This is a genomic window from Streptomyces sp. MK37H (assembly GCF_018035285.1).
GTDB classification, from domain to species: domain Bacteria; phylum Actinomycetota; class Actinomycetes; order Streptomycetales; family Streptomycetaceae; genus Streptomyces; species Streptomyces endocoffeicus.
Map to the genome: position 1 here is coordinate 1 of NZ_JAAAYH010000172.1, position 17,345 is coordinate 17,345.

Annotated in this window: 22 protein-coding genes and 1 tRNA gene; 6 read left to right on the forward strand and 17 right to left on the reverse strand. The window is 69.5% G+C overall.

Going from position 1 to position 17,345, the window contains the following annotated elements; translation table 11 throughout:
• Nucleotides 1–273: 273 nt before the first annotated feature.
• The gene (locus GWI24_RS23205) at nt 274–576 is read right to left on the reverse strand and encodes a co-chaperone GroES (RefSeq protein ID WP_198270465.1); all 303 of its coding nucleotides are present in this window, start codon (nt 574–576) and stop codon (nt 274–276) included.
• Nucleotides 577–679: 103 nt separating this feature from the next.
• Nucleotides 680–1,042 (reverse strand): DUF3618 domain-containing protein, encoded by a 363-nt coding sequence (locus tag GWI24_RS23210; protein ID WP_210947848.1) that lies wholly within the window; start codon nt 1,040–1,042, stop codon nt 680–682.
• Between the two features lie 138 nt (nt 1,043–1,180).
• Here GWI24_RS23210 and bcp point away from each other — a divergent pair, with 138 nt between their 5' ends.
• Together bcp and GWI24_RS23220 are read left to right on the forward strand one after the other, a co-directional pair.
• Nucleotides 1,181–1,648, forward strand: coding sequence for a thioredoxin-dependent thiol peroxidase (bcp, locus tag GWI24_RS23215; RefSeq protein WP_210947849.1), 468 nt, complete (start codon nt 1,181–1,183; stop codon nt 1,646–1,648).
• 58 nt (nt 1,649–1,706) lie between these two features.
• Nucleotides 1,707–1,790, forward strand: a tRNA-Leu gene (locus tag GWI24_RS23220).
• Nucleotides 1,791–1,881: 91 nt separating this feature from the next.
• On the opposite strand, the gene rdgB is transcribed toward GWI24_RS23220, so the two are convergent.
• The 4 genes from rdgB to GWI24_RS23240 all read right to left on the reverse strand — a co-directional run bounded on the left by rdgB (nt 1,882) and on the right by GWI24_RS23240 (nt 4,092).
• Complete coding sequence (gene rdgB / locus GWI24_RS23225) at nt 1,882–2,517, reverse strand: RdgB/HAM1 family non-canonical purine NTP pyrophosphatase (RefSeq protein WP_210947850.1); 636 nt, start codon at nt 2,515–2,517, stop codon at nt 1,882–1,884.
• 47 nt (nt 2,518–2,564) lie between these two features.
• Entirely contained in the window at nt 2,565–2,960 is a 396-nt protein-coding gene (locus GWI24_RS23230) for a hypothetical protein (protein ID WP_210947851.1), read from the reverse strand.
• Nucleotides 2,961–3,040: 80 nt separating this feature from the next.
• A complete protein-coding gene (gene rph / locus GWI24_RS23235) occupies nt 3,041–3,772 on the reverse strand; it encodes a ribonuclease PH (RefSeq protein WP_210947852.1) in 732 nt (243 codons plus the stop codon).
• Nucleotides 3,773–3,858: 86 nt separating this feature from the next.
• Nucleotides 3,859–4,092 (reverse strand): glucose PTS transporter subunit EIIB, encoded by a 234-nt coding sequence (locus GWI24_RS23240; RefSeq protein ID WP_069863737.1) that lies wholly within the window; start codon nt 4,090–4,092, stop codon nt 3,859–3,861.
• Nucleotides 4,093–4,289: 197 nt separating this feature from the next.
• Here GWI24_RS23240 and GWI24_RS23245 point away from each other — a divergent pair, with 197 nt between their 5' ends.
• Nucleotides 4,290–5,540: a PTS transporter subunit EIIC gene (locus GWI24_RS23245; protein WP_210947853.1), complete on the forward strand. Its 1,251-nt coding sequence runs from the start codon at nt 4,290–4,292 to the stop codon at nt 5,538–5,540.
• A gap of 78 nt (nt 5,541–5,618) precedes the next feature.
• Here GWI24_RS23245 and GWI24_RS23250 read toward each other — a convergent pair whose 3' ends face one another.
• The 8 genes from GWI24_RS23250 to clpS form a co-directional block, all read right to left on the reverse strand.
• Nucleotides 5,619–6,371 (reverse strand): MBL fold metallo-hydrolase, encoded by a 753-nt coding sequence (locus GWI24_RS23250; RefSeq protein WP_210947854.1) that lies wholly within the window; start codon nt 6,369–6,371, stop codon nt 5,619–5,621.
• A 187-nt stretch (nt 6,372–6,558) separates the two neighbouring features.
• The gene (locus GWI24_RS23255) at nt 6,559–7,509 is read right to left on the reverse strand and encodes a PLP-dependent cysteine synthase family protein (RefSeq protein ID WP_037962141.1); all 951 of its coding nucleotides are present in this window, start codon (nt 7,507–7,509) and stop codon (nt 6,559–6,561) included.
• The gene (locus GWI24_RS23260) at nt 7,509–7,841 is read right to left on the reverse strand and encodes a MoaD/ThiS family protein (protein WP_210947855.1); all 333 of its coding nucleotides are present in this window, start codon (nt 7,839–7,841) and stop codon (nt 7,509–7,511) included. Before GWI24_RS23260 ends, GWI24_RS23255 begins: the two co-directional genes overlap by 1 nt.
• Nucleotides 7,842–7,933: 92 nt before the next feature.
• Nucleotides 7,934–8,050 (reverse strand): putative leader peptide, encoded by a 117-nt coding sequence (locus GWI24_RS46925; protein ID WP_014061047.1) that lies wholly within the window; start codon nt 8,048–8,050, stop codon nt 7,934–7,936.
• 91 nt (nt 8,051–8,141) lie between these two features.
• A complete protein-coding gene (locus tag GWI24_RS23265; protein ID WP_210947856.1) occupies nt 8,142–8,567 on the reverse strand; it encodes a Mov34/MPN/PAD-1 family protein in 426 nt (141 codons plus the stop codon).
• An 80-nt stretch (nt 8,568–8,647) separates the two neighbouring features.
• Nucleotides 8,648–10,060 carry an amino acid permease gene (locus tag GWI24_RS23270; RefSeq protein ID WP_210947857.1) on the reverse strand — a complete coding sequence of 471 codons (1,413 nt, stop codon included), beginning with the start codon at nt 10,058–10,060 and terminating at the stop codon, nt 8,648–8,650.
• A 211-nt stretch (nt 10,061–10,271) separates the two neighbouring features.
• Nucleotides 10,272–10,883 carry a DUF2017 domain-containing protein gene (locus GWI24_RS23275; RefSeq protein WP_210947858.1) on the reverse strand — a complete coding sequence of 204 codons (612 nt, stop codon included), beginning with the start codon at nt 10,881–10,883 and terminating at the stop codon, nt 10,272–10,274.
• The gene (gene clpS / locus GWI24_RS23280; protein ID WP_037962133.1) at nt 10,883–11,194 is read right to left on the reverse strand and encodes an ATP-dependent Clp protease adapter ClpS; all 312 of its coding nucleotides are present in this window, start codon (nt 11,192–11,194) and stop codon (nt 10,883–10,885) included. Before clpS ends, GWI24_RS23275 begins: the two co-directional genes overlap by 1 nt.
• Before the next feature lie 83 nt (nt 11,195–11,277).
• Here clpS and GWI24_RS23285 point away from each other — a divergent pair, with 83 nt between their 5' ends.
• Nucleotides 11,278–12,612: a nicotinate phosphoribosyltransferase gene (locus tag GWI24_RS23285; RefSeq protein ID WP_210947859.1), complete on the forward strand. Its 1,335-nt coding sequence runs from the start codon at nt 11,278–11,280 to the stop codon at nt 12,610–12,612.
• Nucleotides 12,613–12,687: 75 nt separating this feature from the next.
• Entirely contained in the window at nt 12,688–13,272 is a 585-nt protein-coding gene (locus GWI24_RS23290; RefSeq protein ID WP_210947860.1) for a nicotinamidase, read from the forward strand.
• A gap of 156 nt (nt 13,273–13,428) precedes the next feature.
• On the opposite strand, the gene GWI24_RS23295 is transcribed toward GWI24_RS23290, so the two are convergent.
• Both GWI24_RS23295 and GWI24_RS23300 read right to left on the reverse strand, forming a co-directional pair.
• Entirely contained in the window at nt 13,429–13,743 is a 315-nt protein-coding gene (locus GWI24_RS23295; RefSeq protein WP_210947861.1) for a hypothetical protein, read from the reverse strand.
• Between the two features lie 134 nt (nt 13,744–13,877).
• Complete coding sequence (locus tag GWI24_RS23300; protein ID WP_210947862.1) at nt 13,878–16,265, reverse strand: immune inhibitor A domain-containing protein; 2,388 nt, start codon at nt 16,263–16,265, stop codon at nt 13,878–13,880.
• Nucleotides 16,266–16,584: 319 nt separating this feature from the next.
• On the opposite strand from GWI24_RS23300, the gene GWI24_RS23305 reads away from it, so the two are divergent.
• Nucleotides 16,585–16,866, forward strand: a complete 282-nt coding sequence (locus tag GWI24_RS23305; protein ID WP_210947863.1) for a hypothetical protein — start codon at nt 16,585–16,587, stop codon at nt 16,864–16,866.
• On the opposite strand, the gene GWI24_RS23310 is transcribed toward GWI24_RS23305, so the two are convergent.
• Nucleotides 16,852–17,343: an RDD family protein gene (locus GWI24_RS23310; RefSeq protein WP_247616771.1), complete on the reverse strand. Its 492-nt coding sequence runs from the start codon at nt 17,341–17,343 to the stop codon at nt 16,852–16,854. The genes GWI24_RS23305 and GWI24_RS23310 overlap by 15 nt on opposite strands.
• Nucleotides 17,344–17,345: the final 2 nt, after the last annotated feature.

A 17,345-nucleotide genomic window follows, 5' to 3' on the forward strand; every position in this document is an offset into this window, starting at 1 on the left:
CCGCAGCGGAACCGCACAACGATGCCGCGGGAAGCGGGAGGGAAGCCCCAGAGGCTCCGCCCCTGAGCCCCGGGAGCTGGGGCGAAGCCCGCCACCGCAGCGGAACCGCACAACGATGCCGCGGGAAGCGGGAGGGAAGCCCCAGAGGCTCCGCCCCTGAGCCCCGGGAGCTGGGGCGAAGCCCCAGTTGTGGGAAGGGGCGGGGAGGGGAGCAGTCCGCCGCAGACGATCGACGGCAGCCCGGGGCACGTCCAGCGGAGCGCTCAGGCAGTCCTAGAGGTAGAGCCCCGTGGAGTCGTCCGCGCCCTCCAGCCGCTCGGCGGCCACGGCGTGCAGATCGCGCTCCCGCATCAGTACGTAGGCGACCCCGCGGACCTCGACCTCGGCCCGGTCCTCCGGGTCGTAGAGCACCCGGTCACCGGGCTCCACGGTCCGTACGCTCTGCCCGACCGCGACCACCTCGGCCCAGGCCAGCCGCCGGCCGACCGCCGCGGTGGCGGGGATGACGATTCCGCCGGACGACCGGCGCTCGCCCTCCGGAATGTCGGTGCGGACCAGCACGCGGTCGTGCAGCATCCGGATGGGCAGCTTGTCATGGGTCGTGTTCGCACTCACGCCATGACCGTACCTGGCCGGAGGGCGGGATGACGCCTCAGGGCCGGAGCCCGCCGCCCTTCCCTCACCGGCGCCGCTTGGCGCACCACGAGGAGCGGGACGCCTTGGCGGACCGGGAGGACCTCGCCGAGAGCGCGAGCAGCCCGACCAGCCCGGCCACGAGGAGCGCGGCCGGCACGATCCGCTCCATGCGGGGCCCGCCCTCCTCCGAGACCAGCTGGCCGCGCACGCCCGTCACCACTCGGTTGACGGACACATAGGCCCGCCCGGCGGTCCGGTCCACGGCCGACGCCGCCTTCGCCTTCGCGTCCCCGATGATCGTCTTCGGGTGCACCCGCACCCCGATCTCGTCGAGCGTCACGGCGAGCTCCTGCCGCCTGCGGGCGATGTCCGCCTCGATCTGCGCAGGGGTCCTGGCATCCGACACCGCGCTGCCTCCGTCAGTCTCGATGATTCGTAGTGGACAGTCTGTCAGCTCGCTCTCCTCACCGCCCCACGGCACCCCCGGACGGGAAGCTGGCTAATGTCGGGTGTGTACCCCCGATGCCACGAGGAGCACCAGACCATGAGCGAGCGACTGCAGCCCGGCGACACCGCCCCCGCCTTCACCCTCTCCGACGCGGACGGCAAGCAGGTCTCGCTCGCCGAGCACGTCGGCCGCAAGGTGATCGTCTACTTCTACCCCGCAGCCCTCACCCCCGGCTGCACCAAGCAGGCGTGCGACTTCACCGACAACCTCGAGTTCCTCTCCGGCCACGGCTACGACGTCATCGGCATCTCCCCCGACAAGCCCGAGAAGCTGGCCAAGTTCCGCGCCCAGGAGGACCTGAAGGTCACGCTGCTCGCCGACCCCTCCAAGGAGACCCTGGAGGCGTACGGCGCCTTCGGCGAGAAGAAGCTCTACGGCAAGACGGTGACGGGCGTGATCCGCTCCACCGTCATCGTGGACGAGCAGGGCAAGGTCGAGCGCGCCCTGTACAACGTGAAGGCCACCGGCCACGTCGCCAAGATCATCAAAGACCTGGGACTGTGACGGACCCGGGGCTCCCGCCCCGGCCCCCGCTCACCAGGCGATACCATGACCGTGCCGAGCGGCCGTGATGGAATTGGCAGTCATGCTGGGTTTAGGTCCCAGTGGGGTAACACCCGTGAGGGTTCGAGTCCCTCCGGCCGCACGCCACGCATACGCGGGCCCGGCCCGCCTCAGCGCGGGCCGGGCCCGCGGCGCTCTCCGGGGCCGCTCACCCCAGGAGTTCGCGGGGCCGCTCACCCCAGGAGTTCGCGGACGACCGGGGCGATGGCGCGGAACGCCTTGCCGCGGTGGCTGATGGCGTTCTTCTCATCGGGGGTCAGTTCGGCGCAGGTGCGGGTCTCGCCGTGGGGCTGGAGGATCGGGTCGTAGCCGAACCCGCCGCCGCCCACGGGCTCGTGGCGGAGGATGCCGGTGAGCCGGCCGGAGACCACGCGCTCGGTGCCGTCGGGGAGGACGAGGGCGGCGGCGCATGCGAAGTGGGCGCCGCGGTGTTCGTCGGGGACGTCGGCGAGCTGGGCCAGCAGCAGATCGAGGTTGGCGCGGTCGTCGCCGTGCCGGCCCGACCAGCGGGCCGAGAAGATGCCGGGGGCGCCGCCGAGGACGTCCACGCAGAGGCCGGAGTCGTCGGCGATGGCGGGGTGGCCGGTGGCCTGGGCCAGGGCATGGGCCTTGAGGAGGGCGTTCTCCGCGAAGGTCACGCCGGTCTCCTTGACGTCCGGGACCTCCGGATAGGCGTCGGCGCCGACGAGTTCGACGTCGAGGCCGGTCTCGCCCAGGATCGAGCGCAGCTCGGTGATCTTGTAGGCGTTGCGGGTGGCGAGGATGAGACGGCGGGGGTGCGGAGGGTGTCCCTCAGTGCGTTGCTGCATAGCTCTCGATTATCGAGGGTGGGTGGCTCGTGCCGATCGGGGGGCGGTCAGGGCGAACAGACGTTGGTCAGCTCGCCCGCCGCGTCCTTGACCGGGGTCAGATCGGGGTCCTTGCCGCTGTCCACGGACTTCTGGACGTTGTCCACGGCCTTCTGGAGGTCGTCGACGGCCTTGCCGACGTCCGCGTTGTCGGTGCGGTCGCCCACCTTGTCGATGTCCTTGTCGAGGGAGTCCAGGATCTTGTCGGCCTGCTGCGGGTCGACGGCGGCGCCGGTCAGGGCGTCCTGGAGGTCGTCCACGTCGTTGGATATCTCGACCGCGAGCTGGGCGCAGTCCAGGGCCTTCTCCACCGCGCTGCAGCCCACGGTGACCGGCACGGCGAGCGCGACGGCGGCGAGGGCGGTGATGGCGGTGGTACGGCGGTGACGGTGGCGCGGCGCCATGGAGTGGGTCCTTCCCCGGGAAGAGGTGGTGGTACCTGACTAAACGCCAGGCGCCGCGCGGCGGTTGCCTGATGCCGCCGTCAGTTCTCCTCGGCCAGTGCCGCGCGCTGGATTACGGACAGGGCGTCACAGCCCGCCACGGCGAGGTCCAGCAGCCCGTTCAGCTCCTCGCGGGCGAAGGGCTCGCCTTCGGCGGTGCCCTGCACCTCGACGAAGCGTCCGTCACTGGTACAGACCACGTTCATGTCGGTCTCGGCGCGCACGTCCTCCTCGTAGCAGAGGTCGAGCAGGGGGACGCCGCCGACGATGCCGACGCTGACGGCGGAGACGGTGCCGGTCAGCGGCTGCCGGGTGGCCTTGATCAGCTTCTTCCCCCGGGCCCAGCCGATGGCGTCGGCCAGGGCCACATAGGCGCCGGTGATGGCGGCGGTGCGGGTGCCGCCGTCGGCCTGGAGTACATCGCAGTCCAGGACGATGGTGTTCTCGCCGAGCGCCTTGTAGTCGATGACGGCGCGCAGCGAGCGGCCGATGAGCCGGGAGATCTCATGCGTACGGCCGCCGATCTTGCCGCGGACGGACTCGCGGTCGCCCCGGGTGTTGGTGGAGCGCGGCAGCATCGCGTACTCCGCGGTGACCCAGCCCTCGCCGCTGCCCTTGCGCCAGCGCGGCACGCCCTCGGTGACGCTCGCGGTGCACAGGACCCGCGTATCGCCGAAGGAGACGAGGACCGAGCCCTCGGCATGCTTGCTCCAACCGCGCTCGATGGTCACGGGGCGGAGCTGGTCGGGGGTGCGGCCGTCGATACGAGACATGGGATGAGCCTATCGGCATCGCGAAGGGCCCCGGTCCGCGTCCGGCGCGGGCCCCGCCCCGGGGACGGCGCGGTGGGCTCAGGAGGTCACATCAGGTCTTCGATCTCGGCGGCGACGGGGTCCGCGTCGGTGCCGATGACCACCTGGATCGCGCTGCCCATCTTCACCACGCCATGAGCGCCCGCGGCCTTCAGCAGCGCCTCGTCGACCAGGGAGACGTCCTTGACCTCGGTACGGAGTCGGGTGATGCAGCCCTCGACCTCGACGATGTTGTCGATGCCGCCGAGCCCCTCGACGATCTTCTCAGCCTTGCTGGCCATGTTCGCTCCCTGTCGTCCGTTCGCCATGCGGCAAGTGGTCTACACCATTATGTGGGCGAAGACGTTACACGTCACTTGGAACGATAGATTCCTTCATCGGATCCCTCCGTGCTACAACAGGTCTACACCACATGTGGTTTAGACCATAAAGCGGGCCGTCCCTTCCCCCGAGAGCCCGCCTCACCAGGAGGAATCCGATGAGTACGGCCACCGCCAAGGCGGCGCCCGCCCAGAAGCGGGGTGCCGGCCTGTTCCAGGGACTCCAGAAGGTCGGCCGCAGCCTTCAGCTGCCGATCGCGGTCCTGCCCGCCGCCGGAATCATGGTCCGGCTCGGACAGCCCGATGTGTTCGGCGCCGACGGACTGGGCTGGGACAAGGTCGCCGCCGTGTTCAACAACGCCGGTGGCGCGCTCACCGGCGCCCTTCCGCTGCTGTTCTGCGTCGGCGTGGCCATCGGGTTCGCCAAGAAGTCGGACGGCTCCACCGCGCTGGCCGCCGTGGTCGGGTTCCTGGTCTACAGCAAGGTGCTGGAGGCGTTCCCGGTCGCCGACGCGGTGATCCAGAAGGGCGAGGACATACCGGCCAAGTTCAACGACCCCGGGGTGCTCGGCGGCATCATCATGGGACTGCTCACCGCGGTGCTGTGGCAGCGGTTCCACCGCACCCGGCTGGTGGACTGGCTCGGCTTCTTCAACGGCCGCCGACTGGTGCCGATCATCATGGCCTTCACCGGTATCGCGGTGGGCGTCTTCTTCGGCCTGGTCTGGGAGCCCATCGGCGACGGCATCAGCAACTTCGGCGAGTGGATGACCGGGCTCGGGTCCGCGGGATCGGCCCTCTTCGGCGCCGTCAACCGCGCCCTGATCCCGATCGGCATGCACCAGTTCGTGAACACCGTGGCCTGGTTCCAGCTCGGCGACTTCACCAACGCGGCCGGTGAGACCGTGCACGGCGACCTCAGCCGCTTCCTGGCCGGCGACCCGAGCGCGGGCATGTTCATGTCCGGCTTCTTCCCGATCATGATGTTCGGCCTGCCGGCCGCCGCCCTGGCCATGGCGCACACCGCCCGCCCCGAGCGCCGCAAGGCCGTGCTCGGCATGATGGTCTCGCTGGCGCTGACCTCGTTCGTCACGGGTGTGACCGAGCCGATCGAGTTCTCGTTCATGTTCATCGCCCCGCTGCTCTATGTGATCCACGCGGTGCTGACCGCCCTCTCGATGGCGATCACCTGGGCCCTGGGCGTGCACGCGGGCTTCAACTTCTCCGCGGGGTTCATCGACTACGCGCTGAACTGGAGCCATGCCACCAAACCACTGCTGATCATCCCGGTGGGGCTGGTCTTCGCGGTGGTCTACTACGTGGTCTTCCGCTTCGCGATCACCAAGTTCGATCTGCCCACCCCGGGCCGTGAGCCCGAGGAAGAGGTCGAGGACCTCACCAAGGCGTAGACCGTCGGCCCGCGCCCCGCGCGAAGGCCCCGGAACCGAGCCGGTTCCGGGGCCTTCGCGCGTACGGGGACCGCGCACCTACACCTCGTAGACCGCGCCCGCCTTGGCCAGCTCCACCGGGCCGCCGAAGACCGCCTGGGCGTCGCGCTGGTTGATCCGGGGGTCCGTCCACGGCGGCACATGGGTGAGCACCAGGGCCCCGACCCCCGCCCGCAGCGCGTGCTCGCCCGCCTCGCGGCCGTTGAGATGCAGCCCCGGGATGTCCTCCTTGCCGTGCGTGAAGGCCGCCTCGCACAGGAAGAGGTCGCCGCCCCTGGCCAGGTCCACCAGGGCCTCACAGGGGCCCGTGTCGCCCGAGTAGACCAGCGAGCGGCCGCCGTACTCGATCCGGAAGCCGTACGCCTCCACCGGATGGCAGACGCGCTCGGCGCGGATCGTGAAGGGGCCGATCTCGAAGCTGCCGGGCGTGAGCGTGCGGAAGTCGAAGACCTCGCGCATCGACTTCTCGTCGGGCACGTCGTCGTACGCCTGGACCAGCCGCCGCTCGGTGTCCTCGGGGCCGTAGACGGGGATCGCCTCGGCGCGGCCGCCGTCGTGCCGGTAGTAGCGCGCGACGAAGTATCCGCACATGTCGATGAAGTGATCGGGGTGGAGATGGGACAGCAGCACGGCGTCGAGGTCGTAAAGACCGCAGTGGCGCTGCAGCTCGCCAAGGGCGCCATTGCCCATGTCGAGGAGCAGCCGGAAGCCGTCGGCCTCGAGGAGGTAGCTCGAGCAGGCCGATTCCGCGGACGGGAACGACCCTGAGCATCCGACGACGGTGAGCTTCATGAAGCAGGAACCTCCTTGAGGGGTCCCCATGCCGAGGGCCATGGGCGGGTGCGGGGGGTCATGCGGTGCCCACGAGCGTAAGGCGCGAAAGCCCAGGCAGCTCCTCCACGGGGCCGCGTTGTGGGCGGAATCACCAGGACGGAGCCGGGTGGCGCCCGGCCATGCCCCCCGCCGGCCGATCCGGCCGCTACGCCCAGAGCTGGCCGTGCAGCGTCTCGATCGCCTCCTCGGTGGTGGCCGCCGTGTAGACACCGGTGGAGAGGTACTTCCAGCCGCCGTCGGCGACGATGAAGACCACATCGGCGCTCTGCCCGGCCGTGACCGCCTTACGGGCGACACCGAGCGCGGCGTGCAGCGCGGCCCCGGTCGAGACGCCCGCGAAGATGCCCTCCTGGGCGAGGAGTTCCCGGGTGCGGGACACCGCGTCCTCGGAGCCGACGGAGAAGCGGGTGGTCAGGACGGACTCGTCGTACAGCTCGGGGACGAAGCCCTCGTCGAGGTTGCGGAGTCCGTAGACGACGTCGTCGTAGCGCGGTTCGGCGGCGACGATCTGGACGTCCGGCTTGTTCTCGCGCAGGAAGCGGCCGACGCCCATCAGGGTGCCGGTGGTGCCCAGACCGGCGACGAAGTGGGTGATGGAGGGCAGGTCGGCCAGGATCTCGGGGCCGGTGGTGGCGTAGTGGGCGCCGGCGTTGTCCGGGTTTCCGTACTGGTACAGCATCACCCAGTCCGGGTGCTGCCCCGCCAGCTCCTTGGCCACCCGGACGGCGGTGTTGGAGCCGCCGGCGGCGGGCGAGGAGATGATCTCAGCACCCCACATGGCGAGCAGCTGGCGCCGCTCCTCGCTGGTGTTCTCCGGCATCACGCAGACGATGCGGTAGCCCTTGAGCTTGGCCGCCATCGCGAGCGAGATGCCGGTGTTGCCGGAGGTGGGCTCGAGGATGGTGCAGCCGGGGGTCAACCGGCCGTCCTTCTCGGCCTGTTCGATCATATGGAGCGCGGGGCGGTCCTTGACCGAGCCGGTGGGGTTGCGGTCCTCCAGCTTGGCCCAGATCCGTACGTCGGACGAGGGCGAGAGCCGCGGCAGCCCGACGAGCGGCGTATTGCCGACCGCGGCCAGGGGGCTGTCGTACCGCATCAGCGCATGCCCGCCCGTCGCCCGGGCGCCACCCCAGCAGGACGGGGCTCCGCCCCGAGAGCCCCACCCGCGACGGCCGGGAGGATGGTCACATTGTCGCCGTCCGAGACCTTGGTGGAGATGCCGTCGAGGAAGCGGACGTCCTCGTCGTTCAGATAGACGTTGACGAAGCGGCGCAGCTCGCCGCCGTCGACCAGGCGCTCCTGGATCCCGGAGTGCCGGCTCTCCAGGTCGGCGAAGAGCTCGGCGAGCGTGGCCCCGCTGCCCTCGACCGCCTTCTGGCCGTCGGTGTAGGTGCGGAGGATGGTCGGGATGCGGACCTCGATGGCCATGTCTGGGCTCCTGTCGGAGGGCGGGGTGGACTCCCGGACCGGGAGCGGCCGGGAGGGCGTCGTCGAAGGCGTCGGACGTCTCGGGCGCGCGCTCAGGCGGCCACGGCGCGGCGCGGACACATCGCGCTGGCGAGCCGGCACAGGTCGACGTGGAGCCGCGCCACGAGCAGCATGCCCGGCGTCTTCTCGCTCACGTCATCGAAAACCATGGACTCATCGTATCGATTCCCGAACCGGGCTCCGGTAGGTGCTCCCGTGATACGGACGGGTAGTGACCGCGATACGAGACGACGCGGCGATTCAGCCACCGGGAACGATCTCCACCTCTTCCTCGGTGACCTCGCCGTCCACGATCCGGAAGGACCGGAACTGGATGGGCCCCTCGTCATTGCCGCATTCGGCCGTGGAGACCAGGACGTAGTGGGCACCGGGCTCATTGGCGTAGGAGATGTCGGTACGGGAGGGGTACGCCTCGGTGGCGGTGTGCGAGTGGTAGATGACCACCGGCTCCTCGTCCCGGTCGTCCATCTCGCGGTAGAGCTTGAGCAGGTCACCCGAGTCGAACTCGTAGAAGGTGGGGGAACGGGCCGCGTTCAGCATCGGGATGAACCGCTCGGGGCGGCCGCTTCCGGCGGGGCCCGCGATCACGCCGCATGCCTCGTCGGGGTGGTCGGCGCGGGCGTGCGCGACGATCTTGTCGTGGAGCGCCTGGGTGATGGTCAGCATGGTCACACAATAGGAGGCGGGCTCCGGACCAGTGTCCGGAGCCCGCCCGCTGAGATGCGGCGCCCGAAAGGCGATACGGCCTACTTGCGCGCGTACTCCGGCTCCGCCTCGGCGGGGGCACCCGGCTGGGCACCGGCGCGCGACTTCAGGAGGAACCAGCCGATCACCAGCAGCACGGCCCAGACGGCACCCACGTACAGACAGATCCGGGCGTCCTTGTCGTACGCGATCAGGCCGGTCACGATGATCAGGAAGATCAGCGCCACCCAGCTGAAGACCGCGCCGCCCGGTGCCGGGAAGGACGAGGCCGGCAGGCGCCCGGAGGTCACCGCCTTCCGGTACTTGATGTGGCTGACGAGGATCATCGCCCAGGCCCAGATGCCCGCGGCGGTGGCCACCGAGGTGACGTACTCGAACGCCTTCTCCGGGACCAGGTAGTTGAGGATCACGCCGATGCCCATCAGCGCCACGGAGACGGTGATTCCGATGGCCGGGGTCTTACGGGCGTTGAGCATGCCGAAGGCCTTGGGGGCCTCGCTGTTGGCGGCCAGGTCGCGCAGCATCCGGCCGGTGGAGTACATCCCGGAGTTACAGGAGGACAGGGCCGCGGTGAGCACCACGAAGTTGACGATGCCGGCCGCGAACGGGATGCCGATCTTGGAGAAGGCGTGCACGAAGGGGCTCTCGCCGGCCGAGAACTCGGTCCACTTGACGACGGCGAGCAGCACCACCAGGGCGCCGACGTAGAAGATGATGATGCGCCAGGGCAGGGTGTTGATCGCCTTGGGCAGGGTCTTCTCGGGGTCCTCGGACTCGCCCGCGGTGACGCCGACCAGCTCGACGGCGAGGTAGGCGAACATCACGCCCTGGAGGGTCATCAGGCTGTCGCCGATGCCGTTGGGGAAGAACCCGCCGTGGGACCAGAGGTTGGAGGCGGCCGCGGTGTCACCGGCGTCGGAGAAGCCGAGGGTGAGCACGCCCAGGCCGATGACGATCATGCCGATGATCGCGGTGACCTTGACCATCGAGAACCAGAACTCGACCTCACCGAAGATCTTCACCGAGATCAGGTTGACGCCGAACAGCACCACCAGGAAGACCAGGGCGCTGACCCACTGCGGGATCGAGGGGAACCAGTAGTTGATGTAGATGGCGGCGGCCGTGAGCTCGGCCATACCGGTCACCACCCACATCAGCCAGTACGTCCACCCCGTGACGAAGCCGAAGAACGGGCCGAGGAACTCTCGGGCGTACTCCGCGAAGGACCCGGAGACCGGGCGGTACAGGAGCAGCTCACCGAGCGCTCTCATGATGAAGAAGATGATCACGCCCGCGAGGGCGTACATCAGGATGATGCTCGGGCCGGCCTTGGCGATGTTCGCCCCGGCGCCCATGAACAGGCCGACGCCGATGGCGCCGCCGATAGCGATCATCTGGACCTGGCGACTGCCCAGGCCGCGCTCATAGCCCTCTTCAGGAGCCGCTGAGGTCATATTGCTGCGCCTTTCTCCCTGTGGCGGCTGGCTGCGATCGTGAAGATTTACCACGGCCGCCACGCTGATCGACTGCGCCCCGTGTGGTGCACGCCACAGGAAGAAGCGGACAAAAGTTGTGCTGCGCAACAAAGTTAACGATCGCAGTGATGCGATCGTTATCCGGAGTTGAGCATCCTCTAAACGAACACTCAGTAATTGCCGGAGCGAATCATTCCGGCATGAGCGTCTCGATCAGGGTCTCCTGGAGCCCGCCGAGCCAGAAGTACGCCATCACCATCGGCTTGCGCGGATCGGAGTCCGGCAGCCGCAGCAGCTCACCGCCGTCGTCCTCGTCGGTGACCTCCAGCCGGGTCCCGATGGCCAGCCGCAGGTCGTTCAGGGCGCCCAGCCAGTGCCGGGACCTCTCCGGCGCCAGCTCCAGCACCGCGGGGGCCCCACCGGAGGAGCCGGGGCCCAGCGCGTCCAGGTCGCGCACCACCGTCAGGGCGTCGTCGCGCTTGCGCGCCCGCAGGTCGTTCTCGGTGAAGCGGCGGAACTCCGCGGACGCCTCCCGCGCCTCCTTCTCCTCCCGCGCCCCGAGCTCCTGGTCCGGCGGGGAGTAGGCGTCCGGGAAGAGCCGGGCGAGCGCCGGATCCTCCGGCGGCTTGCTGGGGCCGTCCGCGAAGAGCGCGTCCAGCGGGTCACCGCCCCCGGCGGGCTGGTCACCCGGGCCGATCAGCTCGGCGAGCTGCATGGCCAGGCTGCGCAGGATGGAGATCTCCACCTCGTCCAGGGCGATGGCGGCGCCGCCGCCCGGCAACGGCTCGAAACGTCCCGACATCAGCGCTCCTGCTGGAGGGTCGCCCACAGGCCGTAGCCGTGCATCGCCTGCACGTCGCGCTCCATCTCCTCGCGGGTGCCGCTCGAGACGATCGCGCGGCCTTTGTGGTGGACGTCGAGCATCAAACGGTTGGCCTTGTCCTTGGAGTAGCCGAAGTAGCTCTGAAAGACGTAGGTCACATAGCTCATGAGATTGACGGGGTCGTTATGGACCACCGTCACCCAGGGAACGTCGGGTTCCGGCACCGACGAGGGTGCTTCACGGGATTCAGGACGTTCGATCTCCACGGGCGCGACACTCACACGTCCCATGCTGCCACCCGGCACAGGCCGTCGCCTAAACCGGCACCCAGATCTCGTCACTCTGACGAGTACGGGAGGTAGCATCGTCAACCATGGACACTGCGGACTTGGGACTGCCGGTGGACGTGCCGTCGACCGCACTCTTCACCGACCGGTACGAACTCACCATGCTTCAGGCCGCGCTGCGGGCGGGCACCGCCGACCGCCGCTCGGTCTTCGAGGTCTTCACCAGGCGCCTCCCCGAGGGCCGGCGCTACGGCGTCGTGGCGGGCACCGGGCGGGTGCTGGACGCCGTCGAGAACTTCCGCTTCGACGCCGGCGTGCTGGACTTCCTCGCCCAGCAGCGGATCGTGGACGAGCCCACGCTCTCCTGGCTCGCCGACTATCGCTTCCGCGGCGACATCTGGGGCTACCCCGAGGGCGAGGTCTACTTCCCCGGCTCGCCGATCATCCGGGTGGAGGGCACCTTCGCAGAGGCGGTGCTGCTGGAGACGGTCATCCTCTCCATCCTCAACCACGACTCCGCGGTGGCCGCCGCCGCGTCCCGGATGTCCACCGCCGCCGGTGACCGGCCGCTCATAGAGATGGGCGCCCGCCGCACCCATGAGCTGGCCGCCGTGGCCGCCGCCCGCGCCGCCTACGTCGGCGGCTTCACCACCACCTCCGACCTCGCGGCCGGATTCCGCTACAACATCCCCACCGTGGGCACCAGCGCCCACGCCTTCACCCTGCTGCACGACAGCGAGCGGGACGCCTTCACGGCGCAGGTCCAGGCGCACGGCAGCGACACCACCCTGCTCGTGGACACCTATGACGTCGCCGAGGCGGTGCGCACCGCCGTGGAGGTGGCCGGCAAGGACCTGGGCGCCGTAAGGATCGACTCCGGCGATCTGCTGCTGCTCGCCCACCGGGTGCGCCAGCAGCTGGACGAGCTGGGCGCCAAGAACACCAAGATCGTGGTGACCAGCGACCTCGACGAGTACGCGATCGCCTCGCTGGCCGCGGCCCCCGTGGACGCGTACGGGGTCGGCACCCAGCTGGTCACCGGCAGCGGCCACCCGACCAGCTCGATGGTCTACAAGCTGGTGGCGCGGGCCGTTTCGGACGACGCGGACGCGCCGCTGCTGCCGGTGGCCAAGAAGTCCATGGGCGCCAAGACCTCGGTGGGCGGCCGTAAATGGGCCGCGCGGCGGGTGGACGAGCACGGTGTGGCCGAGGCCGAGGTGATCGGCACCGGTGAGGTCCCCGCGGAGCTGGCGGACCATCAGCTGCTGGTGGAGCTGGTGCGCGGGGGCGAGATCGTGGCCCGGGAGCCGCTGGACGCGGCGCGGGACCGGCATATCGCGGCCCGGGCCGGGCTGCCGCTGTCGGCGACCCAGCTCTCGCGCGGGGAGCCGGTCCTGCCCACCGAGTACGCGCGGGCCTGAGGCGGACGGGTCATGAGCGGGAACGCGGGGCATGCCCACTGCCGCAATCGACGCGGAGTGTCTACCCTCGGTGACATGCACCGGGCACTGATCGTCGTCGACGTCCAGAACGACTTCTGCGAGGGCGGAAGCCTCGCGGTGACGGGGGGCGCGGATGTCGCCGCCGCGATCACCGATCTGATCGGGGAGGCCACTCCCGGTTACCGGCATGTCGTCGCCACCCGTGATCACCACATCGATCCGGGCGATCACTTCTCGGACAATCCGGACTACGAGCACACCTGGCCGGTGCACTGTGTCGCGGGCACCGAGGGCGTCGGGTTCCACCCGAACTTCGCGCCCGCCGTCGCCTCCGGGGCGATCGACGCGGTCTTCGACAAGGGCGCGTACACGGGGGCGTACAGCGGCTTCGAGGGCGCCGACGAGCACGGCACCCCGCTCGCCCAGTGGCTGCGCGAGCGGGAGGTGACCGAGGTGGACGTGGTGGGCATCGCCACCGACCACTGTGTGCGGGCCACGGCGCTGGACGCGCGCCGCGAGGGGTTCGCGGCGCATGTCCTGCTGGACCTGACCGCGGGCGTCTCCCCGGGCACGACCGGGCGCGCCCTGGAGGAGCTGCGGGCGGCCGGGGTCGAGCTCAGCGGCAAGCCGGTCGTCTGAGGACGCCGGGGGCGCTCTGAGCGCCTCCCAGCCCCCTTCCCGACGGCTTCCCGGCGGCCACCCCGGCGGCTTGACCGGCCGGGGTCGATCGGCCGGGGTCGATCGGCCGGGGTCGATCGGCCGGGGTCGATCGGCCGCCCTCCCCGGGCCCCGGCGCTACGAGGCCGGGGCCGGCGGTCTGAGAAGGGCGGCCATGGGATGCCAGAGCTCCCCTCCGCGGTCCGGCGCGGTGCGCCAGACCACCCCGTCGGGATGGTGGAGCACCGCCGTCACCTCGTCGGGTGTCGGCGGCGCTGTGTTGCCGCGCAGATACACAGTGCGCAGCCCGAGATTGCGGAGCCTGGTCAGGGCTCGCTGGCGGTTCGCGGCGTGTACCAGTACGCGGACGCCGCCCTCGCCCAGCGGGCGCGGCAGCGTCAGTGCGACCACCACACTGCCGCCCGGCAGCTTGGTGAATCCTCCGTCGGCCATTGCGGGTCATGCCCCCCGTGAGACGTCGTGTCAACAAGAAGGTCGTAGGGGCATCTAAACGCGAACGGCCGCCGCCCGCTAGGGGGCGACGGCCGCTGCCGCTCTGACCTGCGAAAACGCAGACTGGTGTGGATCTAGGAGGCGGACGGTCCGACCTGGACGGTCATCGTCGAGCCACCCGGGAGCTCCTTGAGGATCTTGATCCGGGTATTGGTGTCAGCAATCTTGACACTGCCGGTCGGGTTGCTCTTGTCCCAGTACGTCCCCTTGTGGTCATCGAAGACCGGGATGCCCGGCTTCGGCTTCACCTTGGCGGCCTTACCGTCGTTGTGCAGCGTGAAGCCGTCCGAGGGGAGCCGGCTGAAGGGCGAGTCGTACGCCTGGATCCGGTTGCGCATCAGCTTGCCGTCCGCCCACTTCTCGGCGGCGGGGTGCGCGTCGATCGGCAGGATCAGACCGCTGCCCGGGTGGACGCCGACGTTGTTGTCCGGCTGCGAGGTGTCCCACTGCCAGATCAGCAGCCCGTTCTGGTACGGGAAGTGCTCGACCCAGTTGGGCCGGCTGGAGGCCCAGCCGAAGTTGTACGGACCGGTCTTGAGGGTGGTGTCGTACGACACGTACTGGCGGTTCTCGGCGAGGTAGTACTGCGGGTAGTCCTTGGTGAAGGAGCCGCCGATGCGCGAGAAGCCGTTCGCCGTCCAGCCGTTGTCGCCGCCCTCGGCACCGTCGCTGAAGACCGGGGCGCCGTCCGCGGTCAGGGTGATCGCGTCGGCCGCGAAGCCCTTCTGCGCCACACCGCCGTCGGTCTGGTAACGGAAGCGCAGGTCGATCTTCTTGCCGGCGTAGGCGTCCAGCGGGAAGGAGAGCTTCTTGTACGCGCCCGAGGTGCCGGTCAGCGCGGGCTTGTCACCGGCGTCGCGCGGGATGGCCTTGCCGTCCGCGGTGCCGTCGACGGGCGTCCAGTTGGCGCCGCCGTCCGTGGAGACCTCGGCGTAGAGGTAGTCGTAGTTCTCCTCGATGTCCCACCAGCCCTGGAGGTCCAGGCTGGCCTTGGACTTACCCGTGAGGTCCACGGACCGGGTCAGGGTGTTCTTGAGGTCGTCACCCATCCCGCTCCACCACTGCTTGGAGCCCTCGGCGGGGGCGACCACCTCGGTGGTGACGGCCTTGGCGGGCAACTCGACCACCAGCGCCTGCTTGTTCTTGGTGTTGTACTCGGCCACCCCGAGAGTGTGGGTGGACTTCTTACCGGCCTTGGCCGAGGCGTAGTTCAGCCAGCCCAGCTGGAGCTTGTCCCAGGCGTTCATATCGCCGGGCAGATCGCCGATGGCGTCCTTACCGGTGCCGAGCCAGGATCCCGCGGACATCAGCGACCAGTAGGCGACGGACGACTCCCCCTCGCCGGTGGTGTCGTACTCGTCCGGCAGGCCCAGGTCATGGCCGTACTCATGGGCGAAGACGCCGAGGCCGCCGTTCTCCGGCTGCATCGTGTAGTCGCCGACCCAGATGCCGGTGTCGCCGATCTGCGTACCGCCCGACTTGTTGTCGCCCGGGCCGGTCTTGCCCGCGTCGGTGCCGTACGCGTACCAGCGGTGCGCCCAGATGGCGTTCTCGCCCTGGACCCCGCCGCCCGCGGACTCGTCCTCACCGGCGTGGACGATCTGGAAGTGGTCGATGTAGCCGTCGGGCTCGTTGAAGTTGCCGTCGGCGTCGTAGTCGTAGCGGTCCCACTGGTCGTACTTGGCCAGGTCCGCCTTGATCTGCGCGTCGGTGCGGCCGGCCGCCTTCTGGTCCTTGGCCCACTGGTTGACGCCGTCGCGGATCAGGTCCCAGGCGTTGGCGCAGTTGGTGTCGCCGCAGTAGTTGGAGCCGTAGCGGGCCTCGTTCCAGTCGACCTTGACCCAGTCGGAGACCTCGCCGTCCACCGAGTAGCGGCCCGAGGACTGCTTCTCGTAGTACTTCTTCAGGGACTGCTTCTTCTTGTCCTTGGAGAAGTAGAGGTCCTGGAAGTGCTGGCGGTTGTAGTCCTTCTGCCAGGCCGTGCTGTTGTCGTCGGCGCGGTCCGGCTCGGCGATGGTGTTGTGCGCCGGGCCCGGGTCGCCGCCGTACTTCTTCACCGGCGGCTTGGGGCCGTCCCCGTCCGGGTCGTACATGGTGGTGTCGTCCACCTTGTCGCCGAAGTCGACCAGGATGGTGAAGATCTTGTCGGTCTTCTCCCGGGCCAGTTCGACGTACTTGCCCTTGCCGAGCTTCACGACCTTGGACGCCCCGCGCGTGGTCGCCTTGGTGTCGCCGGAGATGACCTGACGCAGCGCCTCCTGGCGCTGCGCTTCCCGCTGCTTGCTGTAGGGACCCTCGAGGTCGTGCTGGACATCCGTCTTCGCGGGCGCCGGATCATGGCGCTCGACACGCGTAGACGGTGCGTCCGCCTGGGCCATGCCGGTCGAGAGTGCCGCCGCTCCGAGCGCGGCCACCACTGTGGCTATGGCGGCCGATCTGGCCGTCCTCCGTTGGCTGTTCACTCGCTCAGTCCTCCCCTTTCCACACCAGTGCCGGACATTTGACCGGAGTGGCAGGAGAAAAGACAGACCTTGACTTGGACTGATGAGACAAGTACGTTCTGCGATCCCGACGTTCCGTTTAACGGACAGCAACGGGCGCGCCATGCACGCCGGTTGGCACACCTGATGATTCCGTGCGCCCCCTGTGCAACGGCGCCGTGGGTGAGGTCACGCTTACTTCCGTTCCCCACGGGCATGCAGGACCGTAGAGTCAGGACTGACGGTGCACATCAGCCTGACTCATGCCCCCTGCATATCGCCCCCGAGGACGGATCCCGCCATGCCGCGTCCGACTCCTGCACAGCTTGCCTATGGTTCGGCCACCGTCGTTCTCTCGACCTTCGCCATGCTGCTGCTCTCCCAGACCCGATCGGGGCTCGGGGTGGCGGTGGTGACCGTGGTCGGGCTGGTTCTCGGGCTCCTCGTCGCCGTCACCGTGCCGGTGGCCCGGATGGCCCGCCCCGGCCGCACCGTCCGCACCAGCCGCCCCGTGGCGGGGTCCGGACCGGCCGACCCGGCACGGGCGCACGCCCGGGCGCACGCCGACTCACTGCACGGCTGACACCACGACGGTCCGCGCGGCCTTGTCGTGCAGACAGCGCTGGAACGGCTTGTCCCACAGCAGTGAGGCCGAGTTGACCAGCCAGAAGACCGTGCCGACCAGCAGCGGGATGAGCATCCCCGGCAGGACGTAGACCGCAGCGCGGACCCAGCCCTGACCGGCCGGCACGTTCCCGTCGGACAGCATCGCCACCCGGATGCGCAGCGCCTTCTTGCCGAGCGTCTGTCCGCTGCGGGCCAGCATGACGCCCTCGTAGCCGAAGTAGAGCGTCATCGTGATGATGAGCGCGAGGGTCACCTTGCCCATGTCCTGCTCGCCCGGGTGGTCCATCGTGTACTGGAGCGCGCCGGTCGCCGTGAGCGCCACCGTCCAGATCGCGCCGAGGATGACGATGTCGATGAGCCGGGCGGTGAAGCGCTGACCAGGGGTGGCCAGCGGGGGCATCCCTGGGGGGATCACAGGCGGGGGCGAGGACAGCG

Bases quoted from the DNA above. Each gene is read 5' to 3' on its own strand.
- GWI24_RS23205 (WP_198270465.1), bottom strand. From the start codon at position 576: ATGCTGCACGACCGCGTGCTGGTCCGCACCGACATTCCGGAGGGCGAG.
- bcp (WP_210947849.1), top strand. From the start codon at position 1,181: ATGAGCGAGCGACTGCAGCCCGGCGACACCGCCCCCGCCTTCACCCTC.
- rdgB (WP_210947850.1), bottom strand. From the start codon at position 2,517: ATGCAGCAACGCACTGAGGGACACCCTCCGCACCCCCGCCGTCTCATC.
- GWI24_RS23230 (WP_210947851.1), bottom strand. From the start codon at position 2,960: ATGGCGCCGCGCCACCGTCACCGCCGTACCACCGCCATCACCGCCCTC.
- rph (WP_210947852.1), bottom strand. From the start codon at position 3,772: ATGTCTCGTATCGACGGCCGCACCCCCGACCAGCTCCGCCCCGTGACC.
- GWI24_RS23240 (WP_069863737.1), bottom strand. From the start codon at position 4,092: ATGGCCAGCAAGGCTGAGAAGATCGTCGAGGGGCTCGGCGGCATCGAC.
- GWI24_RS23245 (WP_210947853.1), top strand. From the start codon at position 4,290: ATGAGTACGGCCACCGCCAAGGCGGCGCCCGCCCAGAAGCGGGGTGCC.
- GWI24_RS23250 (WP_210947854.1), bottom strand. From the start codon at position 6,371: ATGAAGCTCACCGTCGTCGGATGCTCAGGGTCGTTCCCGTCCGCGGAA.
- GWI24_RS23255 (WP_037962141.1), bottom strand. From the start codon at position 7,509: ATGCGGTACGACAGCCCCCTGGCCGCGGTCGGCAATACGCCGCTCGTC.
- GWI24_RS23260 (WP_210947855.1), bottom strand. From the start codon at position 7,841: ATGGCCATCGAGGTCCGCATCCCGACCATCCTCCGCACCTACACCGAC.
- GWI24_RS46925 (WP_014061047.1), bottom strand. From the start codon at position 8,050: ATGGTTTTCGATGACGTGAGCGAGAAGACGCCGGGCATGCTGCTCGTG.
- GWI24_RS23265 (WP_210947856.1), bottom strand. From the start codon at position 8,567: ATGCTGACCATCACCCAGGCGCTCCACGACAAGATCGTCGCGCACGCC.
- GWI24_RS23270 (WP_210947857.1), bottom strand. From the start codon at position 10,060: ATGACCTCAGCGGCTCCTGAAGAGGGCTATGAGCGCGGCCTGGGCAGT.
- GWI24_RS23275 (WP_210947858.1), bottom strand. From the start codon at position 10,883: ATGTCGGGACGTTTCGAGCCGTTGCCGGGCGGCGGCGCCGCCATCGCC.
- clpS (WP_037962133.1), bottom strand. From the start codon at position 11,194: ATGGGACGTGTGAGTGTCGCGCCCGTGGAGATCGAACGTCCTGAATCC.
- GWI24_RS23285 (WP_210947859.1), top strand. From the start codon at position 11,278: ATGGACACTGCGGACTTGGGACTGCCGGTGGACGTGCCGTCGACCGCA.
- GWI24_RS23290 (WP_210947860.1), top strand. From the start codon at position 12,688: ATGCACCGGGCACTGATCGTCGTCGACGTCCAGAACGACTTCTGCGAG.
- GWI24_RS23295 (WP_210947861.1), bottom strand. From the start codon at position 13,743: ATGGCCGACGGAGGATTCACCAAGCTGCCGGGCGGCAGTGTGGTGGTC.
- GWI24_RS23305 (WP_210947863.1), top strand. From the start codon at position 16,585: ATGCCGCGTCCGACTCCTGCACAGCTTGCCTATGGTTCGGCCACCGTC.